The following is an 11,335-nucleotide window of genomic DNA, read 5'->3' as shown; positions in this document are numbered from 1 at the left end:
TCACCCGGCCTGGCCGGGCTTTTCGACCCAGTCGATGATCGCCTGCCATTGCTCGAGGTCGCGCTCGGCGCGCGAGCGCGGCAGGTCGAACAGGGTCAGCCCGGCGGCCGCGGCCTGGACATAGACCTGGGTGTCGCGCAGGTAGGCCAGCACCGGCAGCTCGAAGCTGGCGAAGAAACGTTCCAGTTCGGCGGCGGCGCGCGTCCGTCCATCGACCCGCATGCCGATCACGGCGACGTCGGCCTTGCCCTTGCGCACGGCCTTCTCGTCGAGCAGGGCTTCGAGGAAGTGGCGGGTGGCGCGCATGTCGAACAGCGAGGGCTGGACCGGCACGATCACCCGCGTCGACAGCTTCAGCACCTTGTCGAGCTGTTTGCCGTGCAGGCCGGCCGGGGTATCGAGGACGACGTGCGAGGTGCCCTTGGGCGGCCGCGCGATGCGATCGGGACCGATTTCCCAGGTTTCGATCGTCGGCAATGCGAACGGGCGCGTCGCCAGCCATTCGCGCGCCGACTGCTGGCGGTCGATGTCGCCGAGCATCACATCATGGCCGCGACTGGCGAAATAGCCGGCCAGGTTGGTGGCCAGCGTGCTCTTGCCGGAACCGCCCTTGGGATTGGCGACGAGGAAGCCTTTCATTCCCTTTCCTTCTTGTCGAGGATGCTGCGTACCAGGTTGACGTGCTCGCGCAGCGTATAGACCAGATCGGTGAAACCGAGCGGCACATGCAGTTCGGCCGCCTCTTCGTCGAGCGCGTCGAGCCGCTGCCGGTATTCCGCCAGACGCGCCGGGTCGTAATGGTTCTTCAGGTCGTCCTCGAGGAACTTCAGCTCGCCGTAGCAACGGAAGACCTTGGATTTCACCCGCCAGCTATAGAGCGCCGGCGCCACCCGCAACAGCGGGATGAGCAGAGCGATCACCGGCACCAGCAGGACGATCAGCCGGTCGACCAGAACGGCCAGCCAGAAAGGCAGGTAGCGCTGCAGGAAAGGCGGACCGGATTTGAAGAAACGCTCGGCCTCCGACGACAGCGGCAGCATGCCGTCCATGTACGAGGGAAACTCGTTGGCTGTCTGGAAGAAACCCGGCTTGCCGTGAATCTGCCGCGCCGCCTGCAGCAGCAGGTTCTGCAGTGCCGGATGCAGGTCGTCGCGCACCACCAGGCTGGCGGTCGGCGCCAGCACCCGGGTGTCGGCCGGAGGGATGTCGAGGACCAGATCGGCCACGCCCTGCGGCATGGTCAGCCGGGTCAGGAAGGGATAACGCCGCTCGTAGGCGAAGGACTGGGAAAAATTCATCAGCTTGATGCCGGGCGAACGCAACAGCACCTGGACCACCGGCGCATGCTCGGCGGCGATGATGAAGGCGGCATCGATGCGCCCTTGCTGCAACTCCTCGGCGGCATCCAGCCCGGAAATCGGCAGCGTGTTCTGGCGAAAATCGACATCGTTGTCCTCCAGCAGGCGCTGCGCCAGTTGCCGGATGCCGGAGCCTTCCTGGCCGATGGCGATGCGCTTGCCGCGCAACTCGCTCAGGCGCTCGATCGTCTCACCCTGATAGAAGACCCAGACCGGCTCGTAGAACATGCTGCCGAGCGACAGCAGGCCCCAGTTTTCCGGTTCCTCGTCGATCCGGCTCTCGTCCACCGGTTCGATGACGCCGCCCTGGACGAAGCCGATCTGCGCTTCGCCGCTCCTGAGCCTTTCGAGGTTCTGCACCGAGCCCTCGGAGGTCCGCACCTCAAGCGTGATCCCCGAGCGCGCCAGGATCGCCGCGTAGCGCTTGGCAAACTGGTAGTAGGCGCCGCTCTCGCCGCCGCTGGTCATCACCACGTGGCGCGGCGGCGCCGGCTCGACGAACTGGAAGGCGACGACGAAACCGATGCCGGCGATCAAAAAGATCCACCAGGCCGTCGCGAACAGGTCGCGCAGCGAGATAAGTCCAGCCTTGATTTTCGCCATCATGCGTGCTCGGGAAAACCCTGTCGTCGTCGAGACTGCGAGGGTAACACCAGCAGCGCTTGCGATCTAGCGCGCGGCCGGCGCTGACGACGTCATACCGGCGTCAGCTTGGCGTACTCCAGCGCCAGCCATTTCATGCCGGCGCCGCCGCCGAAGTTGACCTGGACCCGCGCATCGGCACCGCGCCCTTCGGTGGCGACGATGACGCCGAAACCGAACTTGGCATGCTCGACGTTCTGCCCGATGCGCAGGCCGCCAGCGACCGGCTCGCTGCTGGCGGCGGCGTAGCCGCCCCAGGTCGGCGCCGGTGCCGCGGCCTTCTTGTTGAGCTTGAGCAGCAGTTCCTCCGGAATCTCGTCGAAAAAGGACGAGGCCGTGCAATAGCGCGTCTGCCCGTGCAGCATCCGCGTCTGCGCGCAGGACAGGTAAAGCCGTTGACGGGCGCGGGTGACGGCGACGTACATCAGCCGGCGCTCTTCCTCCAGGCCGTCGCGCCCTTCGTTAACCGCGTTCTCGTGCGGGAACAGGCCCTGCTCGAGGCCGCTGATGAAGACGACGTCGAACTCCAGCCCCTTGGCCGCGTGCACCGACATCAGCTGGACCGCTTCCTGGCCCTCACCGGCCTGGTGCTCGCCGGATTCGAGCGAGGCGTGGGCGAGGAAGGAAGCGAGCGCCCCGCCCTCGCCGACCGCCCCTTCGTCATCGACGAAGCTGGCAGCGGCGTTGATCAGTTCGTCGAGGTTCTCCAGGCGCTCCTGGCCTTCCTTCTCCAGCCGGTAATGCTGGGCGAGGCCGGACTTCTCGACGACATGCTCGATGATCTCGGGCAGCGGCAGCTTCTCGGTTTCCTGGCGCAGCGTCTCGATCAGCCGGATGAAGGCGCCGACCGCCTGGCCGGCCTTGCCGGTCAGCGAGGCGGCGGCGTTGTAGAGGCTGGAGTTCATCTGGTGCGCGGCGGCCTGCAGGTTTTCCAGCGAGCGGGCGCCGATGCCGCGGGTCGGGAAGTTCACGACGCGCAGGAAGGCGGTGTCGTCGTCCGGGTTGCCCAGCAGGCGCAGGTAGGCGAGCGCGTGCTTGACTTCCTGGCGCTCGAAGAAGCGCAGGCCACCATAGACCTTGTACGGCACGCCCTTGGTGAACAGCTCGTGTTCGAGCACGCGCGACTGGGCGTTCGAACGGTAGAGGATGGCGCATTGCGTCGCCGGCACGCCGTCGCGGACCAGTTCGCGGATCTCGTCGACGATGAAGCGCGCCTCGTCGATGTCCGAATAGGCTTCGAAGGCGCGGATCGGCTCGCCGTCGCCGGCGTCGGTCCACAGGTTCTTGCCGAGGCGCTCGCGGTTGTACTTGATGATCGCGTTGGCAGCGGCCAGGATGTTGCCGTGCGAGCGGTAGTTCTGCTCGAGGCGGATGATGTTGTCGGCGCAGTAGTCGCGTTCGAAGTCGCGCATGTTGCCGACCTCGGCGCCACGAAAGCGGTAGATCGACTGATCGTCGTCGCCGACCGCGAAGAGCTTGGCGCCACCGCCAGCGAGCAATTGCAGCCAGGCGTACTGCAACTTGTTGGTATCCTGGAACTCATCGACCAGGATGTGCCGGAAACGCTGCTGGTAATGCGTGCGCAGCGGCTCGTTGCGCTGCAGCAGCTCGAAACAGCGCAGCAGCAGCTCGGCGAAATCGCAGACGCCCTCGCGATTGCACTGGGTTTCGTACTCGGCATAAATCTCGACGCGCTTCTGCGTGTAGTGGTCGTACACCTCGGCCTGACCGGCACGCACGCCCTGCTCCTTGTGCGCGTTGATGAAATGACAGAGCTCGCGCGGCGGGTACTTCTCGTCGTCGATGTTGAGGTTCTTCAGGAGGCGCTTGACCATCGCCAACTGGTCGGCCGAATCGAGGATCTGGAAGGTCTGCGGCAGGCCGGCCTCGCGGTAGTGCGCGCGCAGCAGCCGGTTGCACAGGCCGTGGAAGGTGCCGATCCACATCCCGCGCACGTTGATCGGCACCAGCGCCGACAGGCGCGCAGTCATTTCCTTGGCCGCCTTGTTGGTGAAGGTCACCGCCATCACCCCATGTGGTCCGACCTGACCGGTCGAGATCAACCAGGCGATGCGCGTCGTCAGTACCCGCGTCTTGCCGCTGCCGGCGCCGGCCAGGATCAGCGCATGCACCGGCGGCAGCGTCACGGCCTGCAGTTGGGGAGGATTGAGGTTGGCGAGCAGGTCGGACATGGCGGCAGGGGATTACGGAGAGGGGCGGACAGTGTACAATGCCGGCCGCGCTTTGTTGGGCAAGTGGTCAAACCACTTTGTTGCAATTGTGCAACGCAACAACACAAACCCGACAATTTGTTACACGCCAGCCGGGGTGCCAAAAGTATACTGGCAGCAAATATATTGCAGTGCACAAAACTATTTGCCCACGAGGCAGTCGAATGGAATGGGGTCACCACCGTGACCGACAAGGAGCAGCAAATGAACAACATGCAATCACCGAAAATCCTCCCCTGGATCGCCAAGCGCGCCGGCATCAGTGAAGAACTGGCGCTCAAGCTGTGGCGTCGCGCCGTCGGCGAAGCCGAAACCCTGACCGGCCAATCGTCCGGCGCCGAGTTCTCCGGCCTGGCCATCGAGCGCTTCCTGGCCATCGTCGAAGACGAAGCCGACACCCAGTCCGCCGCCAAGCTGTCGCCGGCCCCGCAACTGAGCTGGCTCTGGCGTCACCAGACCCGGATGTCGCTGCTGTCGCTGATGGCCGCGCAGAATACCTACCAGTTCTGGCAGAACACCTGGAACGACATGGTCGGCCAAAAAAAAGCCGCCTGACCGGACGTCGCTGACGTTCGGCCCGTTGCGCCGCGAGCCGGCGGCGTGACGGGGGACCGCCCGGCACGTCACGCCCTGCGCGCGCGGGAAATGCTGAAAACCGGCGCCGATACCGGGGCGCGCAACCGCTATAATTCGCGGTTTGATCGACGCTCATTCAGCTCACACGCCCATGCAGGAAAAATACACCCCGGCCGACCTCGAACGCGCCGCCCAGCAACACTGGGATGAAACCGGCGCCGCCCGCGCCGTCGAAGACGCCAGCAAACCCAAGTACTACTGCCTGTCGATGTTCCCGTATCCGTCCGGGAAACTGCACATGGGCCATGTGCGCAACTACACGATCGGCGACGTGCTGACCCGCTTCCACAAGATGCAGGGCTACAACGTGCTGCAACCGATGGGCTGGGACGCCTTCGGCATGCCGGCGGAAAACGCGGCCATGCAGAACAACGTCGCGCCGGCCGGGTGGACCTACTCCAACATCGATTACATGCGTTCGCAGCTCAAGTCGCTCGGCTTCGCCATCGACTGGCAGCGCGAATTCGCCACCTGCACGCCCGAGTACTACCGCTGGGAGCAGTGGCTGTTCACCCGCCTCTACGAAAAGGGCCTGGTGTACAAGAAGCTCGGCACCGTGAACTGGGACCCGGTCGACCACACCGTGCTCGCCAACGAACAGGTCATCGACGGCAAGGGCTGGCGCTCCGGCGCCGTCGTCGAAAAGCGCGAGATCCCCATGTACTACATGAAGATCACCGCCTACGCCGAAGAGCTGCTCGCCGAGCTCGACAACCTGCCGGGCTGGCCGGAACAGGTGCGCCTGATGCAGAAGAACTGGATCGGCAAGAGCACCGGCGTGCGCTTCGCCTTCCCGCTGGCGGATAACGCCGACGAAAAGCTGTGGGTGTTCACTACCCGCGCCGACACCATCATGGGCGTCACCTTCGTTGCCGTCGCCGCCGAACACCCGCTGGCCAGCCGCGCCGCCGCCAACAACCCGGCACTCGCCGCCTTCATCGAGGAATGCAAGCAGGGCGGCGTCGCCGAGGCCGATCTGGCAACCATGGAAAAGAAGGGGATGCCGACCGGCATCTACGTCAGCCATCCGCTGACCGGCGACCAAGTCGAAGTCTGGGTCGGCAACTACGTGCTGATGAGCTATGGCGACGGCGCCGTGATGGCCGTGCCGGCGCACGACGAGCGCGATTTCGCGTTTGCGCTGAAATACAACTTGCCGATCAAGCAGGTCGTCACCGTCGACGGAGAAAGCTTCAGCAACCAGCAATGGGCCGAGTGGTACGCCGACAAGGTCAAGGGCAAGCTGGTCAATTCCGGCAAATACGACGGCCTCGGCTACGAAGCCGCGGTCGACGCCATCGCCGCCGACCTCGCCGCCAAGGACCTGGGCGAGAAGAAAACCCAGTTCCGCCTGCGCGACTGGGGCATTTCCCGCCAGCGCTACTGGGGCTGCCCGATCCCGATCATCCACTGCCCGAGCTGCGGCGACGTGCCGGTGCCCGACGAGCAGTTGCCGGTGGTGCTGCCGGAAAACGTCGAGATCACCGGCGCCGGTTCGCCGCTGGCCAAGATGCCCGAATTCTACGAGTGCAAGTGTCCGAAGTGCGGCGGTGCTGCCCGCCGCGAAACCGACACCATGGACACCTTCTTCGAGTCGTCCTGGTATTTCCTGCGCTACGCCTGCCCGGACAACGCCACGGCCATGGTCGACGAGCGCGTCGCCTACTGGTGCAAGGGCGGCATCGACCAGTACATCGGCGGCATCGAGCACGCCATCCTGCATTTGCTCTATTCGCGCTTCTTCACCAAGCTGATGCGCGACGTCGGCCTGATCGGCGACCTTGGCGAGCCCTTCGCCAACCTGCTGACCCAGGGCATGGTCGTCGCGCCGACCTTCTACCGTGAGCTCGACGGCGGCAAGAAGCAGTGGATCAACCCGGCCGACGTCGATGTCGTCACCGACGAACGCGGCCGCCCGACCGGCGCCACGCTGAAGGCCGACGGCCTGCCGGTGGTGATCGGAGGCACCGAGAAGATGTCGAAGTCGAAGAACAATGGCGTCGATCCGCAAGCGCTGATCGACCAGTACGGCGCCGACACGGCGCGCCTGTTCATCATGTTCGCTTCGCCGCCCGATCAGTCGCTGGAATGGTCGGATGCCGGCGTCGAAGGCGCCTTCCGCTTCCTGCGCCGCCTGTGGAAAACCGTTTATGACCACGTGCAGACCGGCCTCGTCGCCGCCTGCACCGGCAACGACGGCCTCTCTTCCGCGCAGGCCGACCTGCGGCGCAAGCTGCACCAGACCATGGGCAAGGTCGCCGACGACTACGGCCGGCGCAAGCAGTTCAACACCGCCATCGCCGCGGTGATGGAGTTGCTCAACGCCTACGACAAGTGCGATCTCGCCGACGCCGCCGGCCGCGCGCTCGCCCAGGAAGTCCTGGAAAGCGCCGTGCTGCTGCTCTTCCCCATCGTCCCGCACATCGGCCAGGCGCTCTACGCCGAACTGAAGCCGGGTGCCGACGCCGGCCTTGCCGCTTTCCCGAAGGCCGACCCGGCGGCGCTGAAGCAGGACGAGATCGAGCTGATGGTGCAGGTCAACGGCAAGCTGCGCGGTTCGATCCGCGTCGCCGCCACAGCCGACAAGGCGAGCATCGAAGCCGCCGCGCTGGCTTGCGAGGGCGCCGTCAAATTCATGGAAGGCAAGCCGGCGAAGAAGGTCATCGTCGTCCCCGGCCGCCTGGTCAACATCGTCGCTTGAGGAAAACGCCATGCGCCTGCTGCGCCCGCTGTTCGCCCTGATCCTCGTCGCCGCCCTCGCCGGCTGCGGCTTCCATCTGCGCGGCGCGGGCGGCAACACGCTACCCTACAAGACGATGGCCATCGCGCTGCCGGAAACCGCCGATGTCCGGATCTGGCTCGAACGCCACATCCGCGGTAGCGGCACCGAAATCGTCGCCGATCCGAAAGCGGCGGAGGCGGTCTTCCAGCAACTTGAGGACAACCGCCAGAAAACCATCCTCAGCGTCAACGCCCAGGGCCGGGTGCGTGAATACCGCCTGCAGCTGACCTACCGTTTCCGGCTGGTCAACGCCAAGGGCGACGAGATCGTCGCTCCGAACGAACTCAGCCTGAGCCGCGATTTCAGTTTTGACGACTCGCAGGTGCTCGCCAAGGATGTCGAAGAACGCCTGCTCTGGCGCGACATGAGCAGCGATCTGGTGAACCAGATCATGCGCCGCCTGAGCATCGTCAAGCCCAGGGACCCGAGCCGGGAAACCGACTGATGCTGCTCAAGGCCGAACAACTGGCCGCCCATCTCGAACGCGAACTGCGCCCGCTCTACGTCCTCTACGGCGACGAGCCGCTGCTCGTGCTGGAAGCCGCCGACGCCATCCGCGCCCGGGCGCGCGGCGCCGGTTACAGCGAGCGAGAGGTACTGACCGTCCTGCCGCAGTTCGACTGGGGCCAGTTACTCGCTGCCGGCGGCAACCTCTCGCTGTTCGGCGACAAGAAACTGATCGACCTGCGCATCCCCACCGGCAAGCCGGGCAAGGAAGGCGGCGCCGCGCTGCAGCAGTGGTGCCAGCACCTGTCGCCCGACAACCTGCTGCTGGCCACCCTGCCCGAACTCGACTGGCGCGAGGAGAAGGCAGCCTGGTTCACGACGCTCGCCAACGCCGGCGTCGCCGTCAAGCTCAACGCCCCGCCGCTCGCCGAACTGCCCGGCTGGATCGCCGGCCGGCTGCGCCGGCAGCAGCAGAGCGCCGATCCGGAAAGCCTGAAGTTCATCGCCGAACGCGTCGAGGGCAACCTGCTTGCCGCGCACCAGGAAATCCAGAAACTGGCCCTGCTTTACCCGGCCGGCAAGCTGAGTGATGCACAGATCCGCGACGCCGTGCTCAACGTCGCCCGCTACGACATCGACGGCCTGCGTGAAGCCCTGCTCGCCGGCGATGTCGGCCGTCTGGCCCGCACCCTCGACGGCCTGATGCAGGAGGGCGAGGCGCCGCCACTGGTGCTCTGGGCGATGAGCGAGGAAATCCGCAGCCTGACGGCGATCCGCGCCGGCCTCGACAGCGGCCGCCCGGTCGACCAATTGCTCAAGGAAGCCAAGGTCTGGGGAGCGCGCCAGAACGCCGTCAGGCGGGCCGTGCAACGCCTGGACAGCGGCGCGCTCGAGGCGGCGCTGCGCCACGCCGGACGCATCGACGCGCTGATCAAGGGCATCGGCCAGGGCAACCTGTGGGAGGAATGCCTGCGCCTAGGCCTGCGCATCTGCGGCCAGGGTAAGCTCGACGCAAGGATTCCCGGTTAAGCTTCCACGAAACCACATGTTTCGGGGGAATTCCATGCCACACGCCGCCCATGGCGCCATCGCGCTCGCCCTGCTCCTGGCGGGCAGCGCGGCCCAGGCCGACGACAACGTGTTGCCACTGCTGCCGCTGTCGCTCGACGAACTGCTGGCAACCCCGGTCACCACCGCCTCACGCCACGCCGAAGCACGTGAACGGACGCCCGCCCACATCATCGTCATCACCCGCGAGCAGATGCGCGACCGCCGCTACAAGAACCTCGCCGACCTGCTCGAGGATCTGCCCGGCGTAGACTTCCAGCGCGGCACACGGTCAACGCAGTTCAACCATTTCGTCTTCCAGGGCAACGTAAGCAACAACAAGCTCTTGATCCTGCTCGACGGCGTCCGCATCGATCACCCGGCCGGCGGCAAGATTCCGGTCGCCGAGAATTTCTCGCTCTACTTCGCGCGTCAGGTCGAAATCCTCTATGGCCCCGCTGCCGCCCTCTACGGCGCCGATGCCGTCGCCGGCGTCATCAACATCATCACCGACCGCGGCGGCGAAGCCGGCAGCAAGATCTCCGCCGGCGCCGGCAGCTATGGCTCGCTCGAGGGCAATTTCCTGGCCAGCGGCCGCTTCGGCGAAGGCATCGGCCTGACCGCCGGCGCCCACTACCAGAAAAGCGACCGCGCCCCGCTCGACGAGTACTACCGCAAGGATTTCCCGAAAGTGGCGGCCGGCGCCAAGACTGCCGCCGAACGCGAGGATTACGTCGGCGACATCGGCAGCCGCAGTTTCTATGCCCGCCTCGATGTCGGCGAGCGCCTCAGCGTCGGCTACTACCAGAACCGCTTCCGCAGCCTGAGCAGTACCGGCGACCGCTCCAGCGCCGTCTACTTCCTCGATGACGCCTACTGGGACACCACCATCGAAACCTGGCAGGCGCGCTACAAGTTCGAGCTGTCGCCGACCCTGAGCAGCGAAACCCTGATCGACCACTCACGCTACGAAGTCGATCCGCAAAGCCGCTACATCAACACCTTCACCAACTTCGAGGATCACGGCTACGACTACGCCTACGGCCGTCGCACCGGCATCGAGCAGAACCTCGCCTGGCGCCCGAACGACCGCCACACCGTCCTCGCCGGTCTCGGTTACCGCGACTACCGGGCGATCGAGACGCCCGACCTGCCGCATCCCTACGACACCTCGAAGTCGCCCGGCAATCAGGGCATGAGCTATCCCAACACCAGTCTGCCGCTGCAGGTCTACGAGGCCAACTACCGCGCCTGGTCGGGCTACCTGCAGTGGCAGGCGCAATGGAACCCGCGCTTCTCGACGGTCGCCGGCTTGCGCCACGACTGGTATTCGACCTACGGCAACACCACCAATCCGCGCCTCGGCGCCGTCTGGCAGGCGCTACCCGGGCATTTCCTGAAACTCGCCTATGGCGAGGCCTTCCGCGCGCCATCGCCGGAAGAGAGCTATAGCGCCTTCGGCAGCTTCAACAACGCCGGCAACCCGATCGGCACTTTCCGCGCCCCCAACGCCAACCTGCTCCCGGAAAAATCGAAGACCTGGTCGCTGACCTGGGACTGGCGGCCGACCCGGCGCTTCAACCTGGTCGCCAATGCCTACCTGACCGAGGTCGACAACGTCATCCTGACCCGCCGCAACGACGTGCCGATCCAGTACATTCCCGGCGTCGTCCTCAGCGCCACGGAATCGAAGCAGAACAGCGGCAGCGACCGTTACAGCGGCTTCGACCTGATGCCGCAATGGCAGGTCCATCTGGGCGGCGCCTGGAGCGCCGACGCCTGGGGCAGCTACAGCTACGTCGACGGCCACTTCCGCGAAACCGACGACGGCCCCAGCCTGAAGCAGATCAACATCGCCCAGCACAAGCTCAAGCTCGGCGTCACCCTGCGCTACCAGGACTGGCTGACGATCACGCCGCGCCTGCAATGGATCGGCGAGACGACGACCGGCGCGATCAACCGGCCGACCAACGACCGGGTGCGCAAGACCGACGCCTATACGGTGGCCAGCCTGCACCTCGGCATCCACAAGCTGGCCGACGACCGCCTGTCGCTCTATCTGGACATCTACAACCTCTTCGACAAGCGTTACTACGCCGCCCACACCTCGTCGTCGAGCGCCGTCATGCAGGCCGTGCCGCAGCAACCACGAACCGTGATGGCAACGGTCGAATACCGCTTCTGAGCCCGGC

At 65.6% G+C, this 11,335-nt stretch carries 8 protein-coding genes; 5 read left to right on the top strand and 3 right to left on the bottom strand.

What is annotated here, in order from left to right:
* The 3 genes from ACLIIZ_RS12440 to ACLIIZ_RS12430 all read right to left on the bottom strand — a co-directional run bounded on the left by ACLIIZ_RS12440 (position 1) and on the right by ACLIIZ_RS12430 (position 4,192).
* Positions 1–639, bottom strand: a complete 639-nt coding sequence (locus ACLIIZ_RS12440) for a nucleotide-binding protein (RefSeq protein ID WP_416692510.1) — start codon at positions 637–639, stop codon at positions 1–3.
* Complete coding sequence (locus ACLIIZ_RS12435; RefSeq protein WP_416692509.1) at positions 636–1,964, bottom strand: TAXI family TRAP transporter solute-binding subunit; 1,329 nt, start codon at positions 1,962–1,964, stop codon at positions 636–638. The genes ACLIIZ_RS12440 and ACLIIZ_RS12435 overlap by 4 nt, the downstream gene beginning before the upstream one ends.
* 89 nt (positions 1,965–2,053) lie before the next feature.
* Positions 2,054–4,192, bottom strand: a complete 2,139-nt coding sequence (locus ACLIIZ_RS12430; RefSeq protein ID WP_416692507.1) for a UvrD-helicase domain-containing protein — start codon at positions 4,190–4,192, stop codon at positions 2,054–2,056.
* Positions 4,193–4,435: 243 nt separating this feature from the next.
* Between ACLIIZ_RS12430 and ACLIIZ_RS12425 the strand changes: the two genes are divergently transcribed.
* From ACLIIZ_RS12425 to ACLIIZ_RS12405, 5 genes are all read left to right on the top strand, one after another.
* On the top strand, positions 4,436–4,786 hold the full coding sequence (locus ACLIIZ_RS12425; RefSeq protein ID WP_416692505.1) for a hypothetical protein: 351 nt from the start codon (positions 4,436–4,438) through the stop codon (positions 4,784–4,786).
* Positions 4,787–4,958: 172 nt separating this feature from the next.
* Positions 4,959–7,568: a leucine--tRNA ligase gene (gene leuS, locus ACLIIZ_RS12420; protein WP_416692504.1), complete on the top strand. Its 2,610-nt coding sequence runs from the start codon at positions 4,959–4,961 to the stop codon at positions 7,566–7,568.
* Positions 7,569–7,578: 10 nt separating this feature from the next.
* Positions 7,579–8,094, top strand: coding sequence for an LPS-assembly lipoprotein LptE (locus ACLIIZ_RS12415; protein WP_416692503.1), 516 nt, complete (start codon positions 7,579–7,581; stop codon positions 8,092–8,094).
* Positions 8,094–9,125, top strand: a complete 1,032-nt coding sequence (gene holA, locus ACLIIZ_RS12410) for a DNA polymerase III subunit delta (protein WP_416692501.1) — start codon at positions 8,094–8,096, stop codon at positions 9,123–9,125. The genes ACLIIZ_RS12415 and holA overlap by 1 nt, the downstream gene beginning before the upstream one ends.
* A 34-nt stretch (positions 9,126–9,159) precedes the next feature.
* Positions 9,160–11,328, top strand: coding sequence for a TonB-dependent receptor plug domain-containing protein (locus ACLIIZ_RS12405; protein WP_416692498.1), 2,169 nt, complete (start codon positions 9,160–9,162; stop codon positions 11,326–11,328).
* Positions 11,329–11,335 lie beyond the last annotated feature (7 nt).

Source organism: Azonexus caeni (assembly GCF_048146105.1).
GTDB lineage: Bacteria > Pseudomonadota > Gammaproteobacteria > Burkholderiales > Rhodocyclaceae > Azonexus > Azonexus aromaticus_B.
This window is presented reverse-complemented; position numbering and strand designations above follow the sequence as displayed.

Excerpts from the sequence above, each read along its gene's own strand:
- ACLIIZ_RS12440 (WP_416692510.1), bottom strand. The coding sequence starts at position 639 with ATGAAAGGCTTCCTCGTCGCCAATCCCAAGGGCGGTTCCGGCAAGAGC.
- holA (WP_416692501.1), top strand. The coding sequence starts at position 8,094 with ATGCTGCTCAAGGCCGAACAACTGGCCGCCCATCTCGAACGCGAACTG.
- ACLIIZ_RS12405 (WP_416692498.1), top strand. The coding sequence starts at position 9,160 with ATGCCACACGCCGCCCATGGCGCCATCGCGCTCGCCCTGCTCCTGGCG.
- ACLIIZ_RS12425 (WP_416692505.1), top strand. The coding sequence starts at position 4,436 with ATGAACAACATGCAATCACCGAAAATCCTCCCCTGGATCGCCAAGCGC.
- ACLIIZ_RS12415 (WP_416692503.1), top strand. The coding sequence starts at position 7,579 with ATGCGCCTGCTGCGCCCGCTGTTCGCCCTGATCCTCGTCGCCGCCCTC.
- leuS (WP_416692504.1), top strand. The coding sequence starts at position 4,959 with ATGCAGGAAAAATACACCCCGGCCGACCTCGAACGCGCCGCCCAGCAA.
- ACLIIZ_RS12435 (WP_416692509.1), bottom strand. The coding sequence starts at position 1,964 with ATGATGGCGAAAATCAAGGCTGGACTTATCTCGCTGCGCGACCTGTTC.
- ACLIIZ_RS12430 (WP_416692507.1), bottom strand. The coding sequence starts at position 4,192 with ATGTCCGACCTGCTCGCCAACCTCAATCCTCCCCAACTGCAGGCCGTG.